This is a genomic window from Thermasporomyces composti (assembly GCF_003386795.1).
In the GTDB taxonomy this organism is placed as follows: Bacteria; Actinomycetota; Actinomycetes; order Propionibacteriales; family Actinopolymorphaceae; genus Thermasporomyces; species Thermasporomyces composti.
The window spans coordinates 475,709-491,476 of record NZ_QTUC01000001.1 but is presented as its reverse complement, the minus strand read 5'-3'; the positions used below and the strand labels follow the sequence as shown (position 1 = coordinate 491,476).

11 protein-coding genes are annotated in these 15,768 nt (G+C 70.9%); 9 read left to right on the top strand and 2 right to left on the bottom strand.

The window, feature by feature from the left end:
• Positions 1-32: 32 nt before the first annotated feature.
• Complete coding sequence (locus DFJ64_RS02150; protein ID WP_115848915.1) at positions 33-815, bottom strand: amino acid ABC transporter ATP-binding protein; 783 nt, start codon at positions 813-815, stop codon at positions 33-35.
• 259 nt (positions 816-1,074) lie between these two features.
• On the opposite strand from DFJ64_RS02150, the gene miaB reads away from it, so the two are divergent.
• Both miaB and DFJ64_RS02140 read left to right on the top strand, forming a co-directional pair.
• A complete protein-coding gene (gene miaB, locus DFJ64_RS02145; RefSeq protein WP_115848914.1) occupies positions 1,075-2,556 on the top strand; it encodes a tRNA (N6-isopentenyl adenosine(37)-C2)-methylthiotransferase MiaB in 1,482 nt (493 codons plus the stop codon).
• Positions 2,557-2,649: 93 nt separating this feature from the next.
• Positions 2,650-3,330, top strand: coding sequence for a DedA family protein (locus tag DFJ64_RS02140; RefSeq protein WP_245940909.1), 681 nt, complete (start codon positions 2,650-2,652; stop codon positions 3,328-3,330).
• 3 nt (positions 3,331-3,333) lie between these two features.
• Here the strand turns inward: DFJ64_RS02140 and DFJ64_RS02135 are convergent, their stop codons facing one another.
• Positions 3,334-5,391, bottom strand: coding sequence for a hypothetical protein (locus tag DFJ64_RS02135; RefSeq protein ID WP_115848913.1), 2,058 nt, complete (start codon positions 5,389-5,391; stop codon positions 3,334-3,336).
• 373 nt (positions 5,392-5,764) lie between these two features.
• Between DFJ64_RS02135 and DFJ64_RS02130 the strand changes: the two genes are divergently transcribed.
• The 7 genes from DFJ64_RS02130 to ggt all read left to right on the top strand — a co-directional run bounded on the left by DFJ64_RS02130 (position 5,765) and on the right by ggt (position 15,754).
• Complete coding sequence (locus DFJ64_RS02130; protein ID WP_115848912.1) at positions 5,765-6,796, top strand: LacI family DNA-binding transcriptional regulator; 1,032 nt, start codon at positions 5,765-5,767, stop codon at positions 6,794-6,796.
• 192 nt (positions 6,797-6,988) lie between these two features.
• On the top strand, positions 6,989-10,042 hold the full coding sequence (locus tag DFJ64_RS02125; RefSeq protein ID WP_115848911.1) for an alpha-mannosidase: 3,054 nt from the start codon (positions 6,989-6,991) through the stop codon (positions 10,040-10,042).
• Between the two features lie 190 nt (positions 10,043-10,232).
• On the top strand, positions 10,233-11,456 hold the full coding sequence (locus DFJ64_RS02120) for an alpha-hydroxy acid oxidase (RefSeq protein ID WP_115851753.1): 1,224 nt from the start codon (positions 10,233-10,235) through the stop codon (positions 11,454-11,456).
• Between the two features lie 163 nt (positions 11,457-11,619).
• Positions 11,620-12,099, top strand: a complete 480-nt coding sequence (locus DFJ64_RS02115) for a cellulose synthase (RefSeq protein WP_115848910.1) — start codon at positions 11,620-11,622, stop codon at positions 12,097-12,099.
• 106 nt (positions 12,100-12,205) lie between these two features.
• Entirely contained in the window at positions 12,206-12,997 is a 792-nt protein-coding gene (locus tag DFJ64_RS02110; protein ID WP_211310462.1) for a class III extradiol dioxygenase subunit B-like domain-containing protein, read from the top strand.
• Positions 12,981-14,006 (top strand): tRNA (adenosine(37)-N6)-dimethylallyltransferase MiaA, encoded by a 1,026-nt coding sequence (gene miaA / locus DFJ64_RS02105; RefSeq protein WP_115848909.1) that lies wholly within the window; start codon positions 12,981-12,983, stop codon positions 14,004-14,006. The genes DFJ64_RS02110 and miaA overlap by 17 nt, the downstream gene beginning before the upstream one ends.
• 140 nt (positions 14,007-14,146) lie before the next feature.
• Complete coding sequence (gene ggt, locus DFJ64_RS02100) at positions 14,147-15,754, top strand: gamma-glutamyltransferase (RefSeq protein ID WP_245940908.1); 1,608 nt, start codon at positions 14,147-14,149, stop codon at positions 15,752-15,754.
• Positions 15,755-15,768: the final 14 nt, after the last annotated feature.

Genomic DNA, 15,768 nt, shown 5'->3' with positions numbered 1-15,768 from the left:
GACGCCCCTTTCCTGGCGTGTCGCATCAGGGTTCAGTGCTGCAGGATCTTGGAGAGGAAGTCCTTCGCCCGGTCGGTGCGGGGGGCATCGAAGAACTCCTCCGGTGTCCGGTCCTCGAGGATCTGGCCGTCGGACATGAACACCACCCGGTCGGCGGCGTTGCGCGCGAAGCCCATCTCGTGGGTGACGACGACCATGGTCATGCCGCCCCGGGCGAGGTCGACCATGACGTCGAGCACCTCCTTGATCATCTCTGGATCCAGCGCCGACGTGGGCTCGTCGAACAAGATGACCTTCGGCTCCATGGCCAGGGCGCGGGCGATGGCGACGCGCTGCTGCTGACCGCCCGAGAGCTGGGCAGGGTACTTGGTCGCCTGGTTGGCGACGCCAACGCGGCGAAGCAGCTGCATCGCCTTCTCCTCGGCGTCGCCCTTCGGCTTCTTGCGGACCTTGATCGGGCCGAGGGTGACGTTCTCGAGGACGGTCTTGTGCGCGAAGAGGTTGAACGACTGGAAGACCATGCCGACGTCGGCGCGGAGCTGAGCGAGGGCCCGTCCCTCGGCCGGCAGCGGCTGACCGTCGATGCGGATCTCGCCAGAGTCGATCGGCTCCAGCCGGTTGATCGTCCGGCACAGGGTGGACTTGCCCGAGCCGGACGGCCCGATCACGACGACGACCTCGCCGGATCCGACCGACAGGTCGATGTCGCGGAGGACGTGGAGGTCGCCGAAGTACTTGTTGACCTTGGTCAGCTGGACCACCGGGCGTCCGGACCGAGGAGCGGGAGCGTGGCTACGCGCGCTCGTGTCTGTCATGACAGGCGAAGGTACAGGCCTTCTATGACGTGCGCGAGACGCGAGGGCGCACCGTAGCCGGACTGAAACGAATGATCATGTCGCGTTTGCCCGAAACACAAGAGATGGCCGAGCGCCCGACTACGTAAAGTGATCAGAAGGTGGCGAGACGCGTCGGCTGGGGATCTGGTCGCGGCCAGGCGATCGGGTCCGGGCGTCAACGCGTCACACGTGGCCTGGCTGCCGTCAGACCACGGCGCGACCGTACGCTGGAACGGCCATGTCTGACCATCCTCAGTCCACTGCCGCGAGCGCCCGCACCTACGAGGTGCGGACCTTCGGCTGCCAGATGAACGTCCACGACTCCGAGCGCCTGGCCGGGCTGCTCGAGGAGGCCGGCTACGTGCGTGCGCCGGAGGGCGAGATCGCCGACGTCGTGGTCTTCAACACCTGCGCGGTGCGCGAGAACGCCGACAACCGGCTCTACGGCAACCTCGGGCACCTCGCGCCCACCAAGGCACGGCGGCCGGGCATGCAGATCGCGGTGGGTGGCTGCCTTGCGCAGAAGGACAAGGGCGAGATCGTCCGCCGAGCACCGTGGGTGGACGTCGTCTTCGGCACCCACAACATCAGCTCGCTGCCGGTCCTCCTCGAACGCGCGCGCGTCCTGGGAGAGGCGCAGGTCGAGATCAAGGACTACCTCGAGACGTTCCCCTCCACGCTGCCATCCCGGCGGGAGTCCCCCTACGCCGCGTGGGTGGCGATCAGCGTCGGGTGCAACAACACCTGCACCTTCTGCATCGTCCCGTCCCTGCGCGGCAAGGAGAAGGACCGCCGACCGGGCGAGGTGCTCGCTGAGATCAAAGCGCTCGTGGCGGAAGGCGTCCTCGAGGTGACCCTGCTGGGACAGAACGTCAACGCCTACGGCGTGGAGTTCGGCGACCGGTTCGCGTTCGGCAAGCTGCTGCGCGCGTGCGGCGAGATCGAGGGACTCGAGCGCGTCCGCTTCACCTCGCCCCACCCGCGGGACTTCACCGACGACGTCATCGCCGCGATGGCGGAGACGCCCAACGTCATGCCCCAGCTGCACATGCCCCTGCAGTCGGGCTCCGACCGTGTGCTGCGGGCGATGCGACGCTCCTACCGGCAGGCGCGCTACCTCGACATCGTGCGCAAGGTTCGTGAGGCGATGCCCGAGGCCGCCATCACCACCGACATCATCGTGGGCTTCCCGGGCGAGACCGAGGAGGACTTCCAGGAGACGCTCCACGTCGTCCGGGAGGCGCGGTTCGCGGGCGCGTTCACGTTCCAGTACTCCAAGCGTCCTGGAACGCCCGCCGCGGAGATGCCCGACCAGGTGCCCAAGGAGGTCGTCCAAGACCGCTACGACCGTCTGGTGGCGCTGGTCGAGGAGATCGCCTGGGCGGAGAACCGCGCCCTGGTCGGTCGCGAGGTCGAGGTGCTCGTCGCCGAGGGCGAGGGACGTAAGGACGCCGCGACGCGACGGCTGAGCGGGCGCGCTCCCGACAACCGGCTCGTGCACTTCAACCCCGGCGAGGACGCCGGGAGCGGCGCGATCCGGCCAGGGGACTTCGTCCGGGTGAGGATCACCCGCGCCGCTCCCCACCACCTCATCGCTGACGAGCGACCGTTGGCGGTCCGCCGCACGCGCGCCGGCGACATCTGGGAGGCCCGCCACACCGACGCCGCGGACTCGCGGGGCGGCGGCGTCTTGCTCGGCATGCCCACTGTCCGCCGTTAGCGCCGGGGCGCTGGTCGAGCCAGGGACGGCCGAGGCGCCGACCATGGTGGGGCGGGTCGTCACCGTGGGAGGACGACCCTTAGCGTGGTGGGCGTGATCGACACGACGGAAGCAGCGTCCCCCGGGCTGGCGGACACCATCGCCACGTGGGCCACTGACGTGATGGAGCGGCTGGGTGCCCCGGGCGCCGGCATCCTCATCGCGCTGGAGAACCTCTTTCCTCCGCTGCCGAGCGAGGTCGTCCTCCCGCTCGCCGGGTTCACCGCCAGCCGCGGCGAGATGAGCCTGCTCGCCGCCGTCGTGTGGACGACGATGGGGTCGCTGGTCGGCGCCCTGGTCCTCTACGCGATCGGCGCGCTGGTGGGCCGTGAGCGGCTGCGCGCCATCGTCGCGCGCATGCCGCTGCTGACGCTGCACGACCTCGACCGGAGCGAAGCCTGGTTCGTCAAGCACGGGCGCAAGGCGGTCCTGCTCGGTCGGATGGTGCCGATCTTCCGCAGCCTGATCTCGGTGCCGGCCGGTCTCGAGCGGATGTCCCTCGGCGTCTTCGTGCTCTTCACCACCGTTGGCAGCCTGATCTGGAACACCACGTTCATCCTCGCCGGCTACGCGCTCGGGCAGAACTGGCGAGTGGTCGAGGAGTACGTCGGCATGTACTCCAAGGGAGTCCTCGCGCTCGTCGTGGCCGCGGCCGTCGGGTTCGTCGCCGTACGACTCGCCCGGTGGCGACGGCCGACGGAGGAGACGGCGGAGGCGTCCGGGCCGCGCGGGTAAGCCTCAGGGAGCTCGGGACAATCCTTCGGCGCGGACGCGCCAGCCGGTCTCAGGGAATCCCGGCGCCGGCCGGTCGGGCGCGCCGTCCCAGCCCGCGGCCATCATCGCGGTCGCGTAGAGCAGCCCTCCGTTGCCGGGAAGGTAGAGAGGCAGGTCCGGACGCTGCGGGTTGTGACCGTTGCCGAGGTAGCGATTCTTCGGAGTGTCGAGCAGCAACGCCTCGACGGCGAGGTGAGGCTCGCCGAGGCGGCAGGCGGTCATCGCGAGGAGCGGATAGTCCCACCCCCAGGTGTCCTGGAAGTCCCAGTGGTCGAGCACGTGGCGGAGTGTGGCGCGCATCAGCTCCGAGTCGACGACGCCCGTGTCCGGGACGAAGCCCAGCGCGGCGACCATGGTTGGGTGCCCCTCGTCCCCGGTGGGCGGGTACTCGAGTTCGACGTAGCGCCCGTCTCGCACCGGTAGCGGGGCCAGGTTGTTCGCCACCGCGTCCCACGCGTCCACACGCGGCAGGCCGAGCCGTTCTCGCCAGGCTTGTGCGGTCCGCAGACCCCACTGCCAGTAGGCCAGCTCGAAGGCTGGATTGCGCGTGACCTGTCGCTTCGGGGTGGCCTTCTCCTGCGCGGAGGCCAACGGCGGGCCGAGGACGAAGCATCCTCGGTCAGGGTTGAACGTGGCGTAGGAAGCCATGAAGGTGGCAGTCGCGAAGACCACGTCGGCAAAGCGCGCGAGCGTCCGTCGACCGGGTCGGCACCTCCACACCAGCTCGGCCAGGTAGATGGGGTGCGGTTGCTGCCAGATCAGGACCGCACCGATGTCGCTCGGCGTCTCGCGTCCGTCCGGACCGACTTGCTTGGGCCAGCGGGCGCCCGCGTAGCCGTGGCGACGTGCCCACTCCCGAGCCTTGGGTAGATGCGACTCGTACCACCCGAGGCTGCGCTCGAGCAGGTGGACGCGGTTCCACAAGGCGAAGTGGGCGCTGTGCCACCAGTGCATCTCGAGGTGGAACTTGCCCCGCCAGCTGTTGGGAACCAGCCCGGTCTCCTGGGGCGGCAGCGACCCCGCGCAGTGGACGGCGGTGAGGTACTGCGAGAGGATCACCCGCCGCTCGAGCTCGGCCGCGCGAGGGTCGGTGCACTCGGAGAAGTCGATCTGACCGCCGGCCGCCCAGAACTCCGCCCAGCTGGTCTCGGCCGCGGCCAGCACGTCGGCGACGCTCGGCCCGGTCCCGACGATGGGGGTGGGAGAGAAGCCGACGGTGAACTCGAGCAGGCTCACCTCGGCGTGGAGGAGGAACTCGTGCCGGTCCACCTGCTTCAGCCGTGCGCCCGGCGACCAGGTCAACGCGACGTAGTGGACGTCGTCGTCGAGCACTCGCCGAACGTCGGCGCGCGAGCCGCGCACGGTGACCTCGCTGGCATGCCGGTCGACCGCATCCCAGTCACGCGGGTCGCGCCAGTCGCCCACGGCGTAGGGGAAGCGGATGCCGACTGCGAGATCGCCGCGGGCGAGAAGGGGTGACTCCACCCGCACCGCCAAAAGATCCAGCTCGGGATCACACGCGGTGGTGACGTGCACGGGGGTGCCGTCCAGCTGGAACCGGCTCTCGACCCGGCCTCGCCAGAGGTCCAGGCGTTGGCTCGTCTCGCGCAGTTCCTCCACGCGGATCGGCGACCCGTCGGCGCGGACGAAGCCGATGCGGCCGAGGTCAATGCGGTGCGGGTTCTCGCGCAACCAGCGCCAGGCGCGTCCGCGGCGCTGGGTGAGCTGGTCGCTGTCCGGCGGCGTGGTGGCGTAGGGAACGATCCGGCCGTCCAGGGTTCGGTAGGCGGTGTAGACGTCCTCGAGCCGGAACTCCTCCGGGTTGGGCGCGGAGTGCCACGCCCACTGGGCCTGCGTGCCCAGCCGGATGCCGTCGGCATGGAAGTCGGGGATGGTTTGCAGGCCGGTGACGTCGAAGGTGAAGGCGAACTCGCCATTCCCCACCGACAGGGGCTCGTGCGGGTCGGGACGGGTGCGGTGCACGGAGTGCCGGGCGACGATGTCGTAACGGTCCATCACCATGGGAGAGTCGTGAACGGGGCCGTGGTCTTCGCTCGAGACGAGGGTCGAAGGCCTGCGGGCGATGGAATGCGGCGAGACGGGTCCGGGTCCGCCGTGGACTCGTGGCGTCCCTGGTGAGGGCGAGACGAATCCGCGGTTCGAGTCTAGGCGGCGAGGCCGCCCGCGTCCTGGCACCACGTCCTGAGGCGGTGATCTCGTCGCCGGCGAACGCGGACAGTGACACGCGCGGACGACGCGCGGAGGAGGCGGGCGGACACGGCGACCGGCGGTCGCCGATCGGGGCGCGTGCACGGGGCCGGCGGCGGCGTGTTCGCGGCCGCTCGCGCACAATAGGGCCTGGACCCAGACAACGCCGGCGAGGAGAGTAGCCGCGATGCGGACGACGTTACGTGATGTCGCTCGGCTCGCCGGGGTGTCTCCGAAGACCGTCTCCAACGTGGTCAACGGCTACATCCATGTCCGGCCGGAGACGCGTCGTCGGGTCCAGCACGCGATCGCCCGGCTCAACTACCGCCCGAACCTCTCCGCGCGGAGCCTGCGCCGCGGACGCACCGGCGTCATCGCGCTGGCGGTGCCAGAGCTGGACGTGCCGTACTTCGCCGAGTTGGCCCGGCACCTCGTGGCCGAGGCCGAGCGGTACGGCTGGACCGTCCTGGTCGACCAGACCGAGGGAGAGCCCGACCGCGAACGGCAGATCCTCGACGGGCTGCGTGGACAGCTCATCGACGGCCTCATTTTCAGCCCGTTAGCGCTGACCGCGGCCGACCTGGCCAAACGCACCGACGCGACCCCGCTCGTCCTGCTGGGGGAGCGGATCCACCAGGGCCCGGCGGATCACGTGGTGATCGACAACGTCGCGGCGAGTCGGGCCGCGACCGAGCACCTGATCGGTCTCGGTCGTCGACGGATCGCCGCCATCGGCGCGCAGTTGGCTCCGGCCGGCGTCACTGCCAGACTGCGGCTGCGCGGCTACCGCGAGGCGCTCGAGGCGGCCGGTCTGCCCTATGACGAGAACCTCGTCGCCTCGACCACGTACTTCCACCGCGCGGACGGCGCGGCCGCGATGGCTCGTCTGCTCGACCGCACCCCGCGACCGGACGCGGTGTTCTGCTTCAACGACCTGCTGGCGCTGGGCGCCCTGCGCACCCTCGCCGACCACGGCGTGCGGGTGCCCGACGACATCGCCGTCATCGGGTTCGACGACATCGAGGACGGCCAGTACTCCGTGCCCACGCTGTCCACCGTGTCGCCCGACAAGCGCCAGATCGCGCGCCTTGCCGTCGACCTGCTCAACCAGCAGCTCGTCAGTGGGGCGGCGGGGCAGGCCGACGGCCGTGGCCCGCAGGAGGTCTTCGCGACGTTCGAGCTGGTCGCCCGGGAGAGCACCCTGGGACGCGAACGCTGAGCCCTCGGTCGGCGAGCGCTGAGTTCTCGTCGACGAGCGCTGAGTTCTCGTCGACGAGCGCCGCGGGCGTCGCCCACGACGGTCGGAAGCGTCGGCGGCGAGAGCCGAAACTCCGGTCTGGCCGATTCCGGACACGGGGTCCTCGACTAGCGTCTGCGCCAACCCGCTCCTGAACCGTCGTTCGGAGGATTCATGCACGACGACCAACGCCTCGTCGAGGCGCGGCTCGAGCGCGCGGTACGCCAGCGCCTGCGGCCTGCCCTCTACGGCGAGACCGTTCCCCTGGACATCGAGGTGTGGCACGCCCCGGGAGAGCCCGTCCCGGTCAGCGAGGCACTGGCCGCCGACTACAAGCCGGCCGCGGTGGGGGACCCGTGGGGCCCGCCGTGGGGGACGAGCTGGTTCCGCCTCACCGGACGCGTCCCGCAGGAGTGGGACGGCAAGCGGGTGGAGGCGGTCGTCGACCTGGGCTTCGGTGGCGGCCCGGGCTTCTCCGCCGAGGGCCTCGTCTACACCCCGAGCGGCGAGCCGATCAAGGGCCTCAACCCCGACAACACCTACATCCCGATCGCCGGCCTGTGCTCGGGCGCCGCCTCCGACGCCGAGACGGCGACCGCGAAGGGCGGCGCGGAGTTCCAGGTCTACGTCGAGGCCGCGGCGAACCCGACCGTGATCAGCTGGCCGGACTTCGCGCCCACACACCTCGGTGACAAGGAGACCGCCGGGACCGACCCGCTCTACCACATCCGGCGCGCCGAGCTCGCGGTCCTCAACGTCGACGTCTGGAACCTCCTGCTCGACATCCAGGTGCTCGACGAGCTGCGCCGAGAGCTTCCCGCTGACCTGCCGCGTCGGGCGGAGATCCTGCGTGCTCTCGAGCGCGCCCTCGACGCCCTGGACTACGACGACATCCCGGGCACAGCGGCGGCCGCCCGCGAGCAGCTCGCCGGCGTGCTCGCCAAGCCGGCGTACGCCTCCGCCCACCGGATCACCGCGGTCGGCCACGCCCACATCGACTCGGCGTGGCTGTGGCCACTCCGGGAGACGGTCCGCAAGGTCGCTCGCACCGTCTGCAACGTGACGACGCTCGCGGCGGACCACCCGGAGTTCAAGTTCGCGTTCTCCCAGGCCCAGCAGCACGCCTGGATGAAGGAACACCACCCGAAGGTGTGGGCGCGGCTGAAGGAGGCGGTCGCGCGCGGTCAGATCATCCCCATCGGCGGCATGTGGGTCGAGTCCGACACGAACATGCCGGGTGGGGAGGCGATGGCCCGCCAGTTCGTGTACGGCAAGCGGTTCTTCCTCGACGAGTACGGCGTCGAGACGACCGTGGTGTGGCTGCCGGACTCCTTCGGTTACTCGGCGGCGCTCCCGCAGCTGGTGAAGCTGTCGGGACACCGGTGGTTCCTCACCCAGAAGATCTCCTGGAACCAGGTGAACAAGTTCCCCCACCACACGTTCTGGTGGGAGGGCATCGACGGGACCCGGATCTTCACCCACTTCCCGCCCGCCGACACCTACAACGGCCAGCTCACCGGTAAGGAGCTCGCCTACGCCCAGCGCAACTACCAGGACAAGGGCGGCGGCACCCGCTCCTTGCTGCCGTTCGGGCACGGCGACGGCGGTGGCGGGCCCACCCGGGAGATGCTCGCCCGGGCCAAGCGCCTGCGCGACCTCGAGTCCTCGCCGACGGTGACGATCGACCACCCGGAGCGCTTCTTCGAGCAGGCGCACGAGGAGTACCCCAACGCGCCGGTCTGGGTGGGCGAGCTGTACCTGGAGCTGCACCGGGGCACGTACACCTCGCAGGCCAAGACCAAGCAGGGCAACCGGCGCAGCGAGCACCTGCTGCGCGAGGCGGAGCTGTGGTCGGCGACGGCCGCGGTCGCCGGGCTGCTGGACTACCCGTACGACGACCTCGACCGCATCTGGAAGGCGGTCCTGCTCAACCAGTTCCACGACATCCTGCCGGGCAGCTCCATCCGCTGGGTGCACCGCGAGGCGGAGGAGACCTACGCCCGGCTGGCGAAGGAGCTGGAGGCGATCATCGAGCGGGCGCAGCGGGCGTTGGCCGGCGAGGGCACGCAGCCGATCGTCTTCAACGCCGCGCCGCACGCGCGTGCCGGAGTGCCCGCGATGGGCGCCGCGGTCCAGGGCGGCTCGCACGCCCCGGCCGTCACCCTCACCCGGGACGGCGGTTCGCTCGTGCTCGACAACGGGCTGGTCCGGGTCACCATCGACGAGCGTGGCCTGCTCACGTCGGTGTACGAGATCGAGTCGGGTCGGGAGGCGATCGCGCCGGGCGCGGCCGGGAACCTGCTGCAGCTCCACGTCGACACGCCGAACATGTGGGACGCCTGGGACGTGGACGCCTTCTACCGCAACAAGGTGACCGACCTGGTCGACGTCGACTCGATCGAGGTGGTACGCGAGACCCCCGAGGAGGTCGCGGTCGCCGTCACCCGGTCTTTCGGGTCGTCGCGGATCACGCAGACCGTGCGGGTCCGCGCCGGCGAGTGCCAGGTGAACGTCGACAACGAGATCGACTGGCACGAGAAGGAGAAGTTCCTCAAAGCCGCGTTCCCGCTCGACATCCGTGCCGACCACTCGGCGTCGGAGACCCAGTTCGGGCACGTGTTCCGGCCGACCCACACGAACACCTCGTGGGAGGCGGCGAAGTTCGAGATCTGCGCGCACCGCTGGATCCACGTGGGCGAGCCCGGCTACGGCCACGCGCTCGTCAACGACTCGACGTACGGCCACGACGTCACTCGGGACGTGCGTCCCGACGGCGGCACGACCACGACGGTCCGGCTCTCGCTGCTGCGGGCGCCACGGGTCCCCGATCCGGTGACCGACCAGGGCGTGCACCGGCTCTCCTACGCCCTGGTGCCCGGCGCCGGCATCCCCGAGGCGATCGAGGAGGGGTACCGGATCAACCTCCCGGAGCGGACGGTGATCGGCGCGCACGGCGTCGCGCCGCTGGTGCAGGTCGACAACCCGGCGGTGGTGGTCGAGGCGGTGAAGCTGGCCGACGACCGCTCCGGTGACGTGGTTGTCCGGCTCTACGAGGCGCACGGCGGCCGAGCCACCGCGCGGCTCACCACCTCGTTCGAGCTGGCGTCCGCGCAGGAGACGGACCTGCTGGAGCGTCCGACCGCCGACCGTGAGGTCGTCGACGGTGGTGTCGAGCTGGCGTTGCGGCCGTTCCAGATCGTCACGCTGCGGCTGCGTCGGGCGGCGTAACGCACGACCGGGCCCGCGTACGCCATCGCGGCCACGACTGGCCGGGGCGCTTGTCGAGCGCCCCGGCCAGTCTCTTGCTGTGACACAATCCGCGCATGCATGGCGGAGGCGGTGGTGGCCCAGGTGGCCGCCGGCCGACTGGAACTCCTACGCGCGCTTGAGCACCCGTCCGACCAAGGGAGAGTTCCTCATGACCGAACGCCGACTGCCTCGCTGGTCGGAGCTGCGACCCCTGATCCGCACCCGGCGTCCTGAACTGGACCTCACCAAGCGGCGGCTCGACCGAGCGCTCACCATCGCCGACCTCCGGGCGATCGCGAAGCGCCGGACCCCTAAGGGGCCGTTCGACTACACCGATGGGGCGGCGGAGGAGGAGATCAGTCTTCGCCGCGCCCGCGCGCTGTTCCGCCGCGTGCAGTTCAACCCCGGCGTCCTGCGTGACGTGTCGAAGGTGGACCCGAGCACCACGATCCTGGGGCGCCCGTCGGCGTACCCGTTCGCGTTCGCGCCCACCGGTTTCACGCGGATGATGCAGCACGAGGGGGAGACCGCGGTCGTGCGGGTCGCCGAACGGACCGGCATCCCCTATGCCCTGTCCACGCTGGGGACCACCTCGATCGAGGACGTCGCCGCGGCTGCCCCCTCCGCCGACAAGTGGTTCCAGCTCTACATCTGGACGGATCGCGACGCCGGAAAGGACCTCGTGCAGCGGGCGAAGGACGCCGGCTACACCACGCTGGTCCTCACCGTCGACGTCCCGGTCGCTGGTGCGCGGCTGCGGGACGTCCGCAACGGCATGACGATCCCGCCCTCGCTGACGCCGCGGACGCTCATCGACATGGCGATGCACCCCTCGTGGTGGTTCAACCTCCTGACCACCAAGCCACTGTCGTTCGCCTCGCTGTCGGAGTGGCCGGGCACGGTGGCCGAGCTGATCAACCACATGTTCGACCCCACGGTGACCTTCGACGACGTGGCGTGGCTGCGCGAGACCTGGTCGGGGTCGTTGGTGGTCAAGGGCATCCAGAACGTCGAGGACGCCCGTCGCGTGGTCGACCTGGGCGCGGACGCGGTCGTGGTCTCGAACCACGGTGGTCGTCAGCTCGACCGCGCACCGGTGCCGTTGGAGCTGCTGCCCAAGGTGGTCGACGCGGTGGGTGACCGGGCCGAGGTGTTCGTCGACACCGGTGTCATGAGCGGTGCCGACATCGTCGCGGGCGTCGCGCTGGGGGCGAAGGCCGTGCTCGTGGGTCGGGCGTACTTGTACGGGCTGATGGCCGGTGGAGAACGAGGCGTCCAGCGGGCCGTGGAGATCCTCGCGAGCGAGATCACCCGGACCATGCAGCTGCTCGGCGTGTCCAAGGTCGAGGAGCTCAACCGCTCGCACGTGACCTTGCCGGCAGTGCCCTTCTAGGTGGGTGCCCTGGACCTCTCGTCCTGAGGCTCGTGCTGAGGGCGCGGGACGGGCACCCTGCGCGCAAAGTCAGGGAAGAGCCCGGGATCACCCCCGTGCGTTCCCGCGGTGAAGGGGGCAGGATGGACCGCGTCGGCCGTGGAGAGGACGCGAGGAGACGCCGGTGGGATTCGACGCCGTGGTCTGGTTCCCGATCTGCGCTGGTCTGACGCTCGTGGGCTTGGTCGCGGCGTTCCTGGCCTTTCGCCGGCGTGGCGCGGCCTCCGGCCTGCGCTTGATCGGATGGGCCGTCCTGCCGATGGCCGTCTACTTGACCGGCATGGTTCGCCTGCTGTGGACGGTCGGGGCTGAGGTCGTCCGGTGGATCAGCCGCTTCGCGTTCAGTCCCACCGTCTGGATTGGTCTCGCGCTGTTCGGGGTGGCCGCGATCGCGTTCCCGGTGGCCGCCGCGATGCGCCGCCGTGAGGCTCGCCAGGCGGGCGCGGCCGGTGGCGGTGAGACCGCCGGCAGGGCGCGGGCAGGCGGTCGCGACGCCGAGGGCAAGCGCCCGCCGAAGGCGGTTGGCAAGGGCTCGAAGGAGACGGACCCCCTGGAGGGCATGGAGGAGATCGAGGACATCCTCCGACGCCGGGGGATCACCTGACCCGGCCGACCGGTTCATCGAACTCCGCTTGAGCGAGCTGTCCTCGCCGTCATGTCGGGCTGTTCCTGCTTCTAGGACGTCGAGGAACCGTGCTAGGAACGAAGCCATGCTGGTCGCCGCCGCGGTCTGTCCGCATCCGCCCCTGTTGATCCCCGAGCTCGCGGCTGGGGCGGCGCCAGAGCTGGACGATCTACGCGCCCACTGCGACGAGGCCGTGCGCCGGCTGCTCGCCAGCCGACCCGACGTCGTCGTGTGCGTGGGCGCCTCGCCGACCGCCCGACGGTGGGGGAGCTCGGCGCGGGGCTCCTTTGCTCCGTTCGGCGTGGATGTCCGGGTCGGAGGCGAGGGAGCTGCCATGGAGCCGCCACTGCCCCTGGCGCTCGCGGTCGCCGCCTGGCTGCTCGACCGGGCGGGATACGCCGGCGAGCGGTGCTACGAGGGCGTGTCCCAGTCGTGGGATCCCGCGCGATGCCGGAGCCACGGCGCGCGGCTCGCTCGCGTCGCCAACCGGGTGGGCGTCCTCGCCATGGGGGACGGCTCGGCCCGACGGACCACGGCGTCGCCCGGCGCGTACGACCCGTCTGCAGAGGAGTGGGACACCCAGGTGGCGGCCCTCCTCGCGACGGGCGATCTCGCTGGTCTGGGCGCGTTGCGGGCCGACGACGCCGATGCGCTTCTGGTCGCGGGGCGTCCGGCCTGGCAGGTGCTCGCGGGTGCGGCGGAGGGCAGCGACCTGGAGCCGACGCTCCTCACGCACACCGCCCCATACGGGGTGGGCTACTTCGTGGCGTCCTGGGTCAGTCGCGACAGCTCGCTCCCGCCGCCACGGGCGCGGAGCCTGACCACGCGCGCTCGTCGGCGTCGCAGTAGCGTCCCGGCTGATGGAGCTTGGCGTTGACAGGGCGCGCGTGGCTGGGGAGGCCGAGGCAGTGCACGGTGGGCACGCGACTGCTGGACACCTGATCGCTGGGGACGCCAGCGCGGAGCACGCGGCGACGGGGCGCGTGGTGGCGGTGGTCGGGCCGACGGCCGCGGGCAAATCGGACCTCGCGGTCGAGCTGGCGCTTCGACTGGGCGGCGAGGTGATCAACGCGGACTCGATGCAGCTGTACCGCGGCATGGACATCGGCACGGCCAAGCTCACGCTCGAGCAACGTCGCGGCGTTCCACACCACGTCATGGACGTCCTCGACATCCGCGACACCGCCACGGTGGCGGAGTTCCAGGGCTGGGCGCGCGCCGCGATCCACGACTGCCACGCCCGCGGTGTCCTGCCCATCGTGGTCGGCGGGTCGGCCTTGTACATCCGAGCGGTCTTGGACCGTTTCGAGTTCCCAGGCACGGACCCGGCGGTGCGGCGCAGCCTGGAGGTGGAGCTTCAGCGGGTGGGACCGCAGGCGATGCACCGCCGGCTGGCGGCGGTGGATCCGGAGGCGGCAGCGCGAATCCTGCCCTCCAACGGCCGACGTATCGTGCGCGCGCTCGAGGTCGTCGAGATCACCGGCCGTCCGTTCACCGCGAGCCTGCCCGATCACACGTACGCGTTTCCGGACGTGCGTCAAGTCGGCCTTGACGTGCCTCGGGACGTCTTGGACGAGCGGATCCGAGCCCGCGTCGACCGCATGTGGGCCGCCGGATGGGTCGAGGAGGTCCGGCGCCTGGCGGAGGCCGGCTTGCGCGAGAGCCCGACGGCCAGCCGCGCCCACGGCTACGCACAGGTGCTGGCCTACCTCGACGGTCGCCTCACGGAAGAGGAGGCCAAGGAGGAGACGGTGCGGATCACGCGCAGGTTCGTGCGCCGCCAGGACTCGTGGTTCCGCCGCGACCCCCGGATCCACTGGCTGCCCTACGACGCGCCGGACCTGGTCGACCGAGCGGTCCGAATCGTCACGGATGCTTCCGGCTAGCCCGACTCGCGCCTAACCTCGAAGCACTGGGCGAGGTTCCCGGTGCGACCGCGGTGGGCATGCGCGGAAGAGAGCCGACCGGGAGCAGGCCGAGGGGACCCGACTCGAGGGGAGCCCACAGCGGGGAGGGGAGCACTGTGATGCGACGGACCATCGCGGCGGCCGTGGCCCTGGCGACGTCGGTAGCAGGCGGCTCCGCCGTCCTCGCGGCACCGGCGCCCGAGCACGCTCGCGCGGCTCCCGCCTCCGCCGCGGGGGCTGACGAGACGTCGCGGTCGGCGAAGCTCGCCGGACGCCGGGACGTACCGAAGCAGGCGGTCGCGCGCGGGTACGGTGGTGCGGTCTCGACCGTGGACCCGCACGCGACGAGGGCGGGGATCGAGGTCCTCCGCCGCGGAGGCAACGCGGTCGACGCGGCGGTCGCGGCCGCCGCGACGCTCGGCGTCACCGAGCCCTTCTCCGCAGGCATCGGTGGTGGAGGCTTCTTCGTCTACTACGACGCGCGCACTCGCAGGGTCCACACCATCGACGGCCGCGAGACCGCGCCGGCCGCGGCCACGGAACGGCTGTTCCTCGATCCCGCCACAGGGGAGCCGCTGCCGTTCGAGGAGGCCCGGGTCAGCGGGCTCTCGGTTGGCGTCCCGGGGACACCGGCGACGTGGCAACGGGCCCTCGACACGTGGGGCACCTGGTCGCTGCGGCGCGCACTGGGCCCGGCGATCCGCGTCGCGCGGCGGGGGTTCGTGGTGGACGAGACGTTCCGGTCGCAGATCGCCCAGAACGCCGACATCTTCGACGACTTCACCTCGACGCGCGAGCTCTACCTCCCACACGGTCGCCCGCCAGCGGTGGGCTCGGTCTTCCGCAATCGCGACCTCGCCGCCACCTACCGACTCCTCGCTCGGGAGGGCGTCGAGGAGTTCTACCACGGGACGTTGGCCGCCGCGATCGTCAACACGGTACGCAAGCCGCCGGTGGCACCGGACGCCAACCGGGCGGTGCGGCCGGGCGCGATGACGGTCGAGGACTTGGCGGGCTACGACGCGCCGTTCCGTCGCCCTACTCACGTGCGTTACGAGGGACTCGACGTCTACAGCATGGGACCGCCGTCGTCGGGTGGCTCGACGGTCGGCGAGGCGCTCAACATCCTCGAGACCGTCTTGCCGCGGACGACCGGTTCCCGTGCCAGCCGGGAGCGCCTCGCGCTGCACGCTTACCTGGAGGCGAGCGCGTTGGCGTTCGCCGATCGTGACCGATACGTCGGCGACCCCGACCAGGTGGACGTCCCGCTGGACGAGCTGCTGTCGCAGGGCTTCGCGGAAGAACGCGCCTGCCACATTCGGCTCGACGAGGTGCTGCCCAAGCCGGTGCCGCCCGGCGTCCCCGACGGTGAGTACAACCCCTGCGGCGCCCAGGCGCCGCCGGCGCGTGGCGGCCAGCACGAGGGTCCCTCGACCACCCATCTGACCGTCTCCGACCGGTGGGGCAACGTGGTGTCCTACACCCTCACCATCGAGGCGACCGGTGGCAACGGGATGGTCGTGCCCGACCGTGGCTTCCTCCTCAACAACGAGCTGACCGACTTCAGCTTCGCGCCGACACAGGGTGACGCGCCCGACCCGAACCTGCCCGGCCCTCGCAAGCGCCCACGCTCGTCGATGGCGCCGACGATCGTGCTCGCCGATGGTCGGCCCTTCCTCGCCCTGGGCAGTCCGGGCGGAGCGACGATCATCACGACGGTGCTCTAGACGCTGCTCAACCG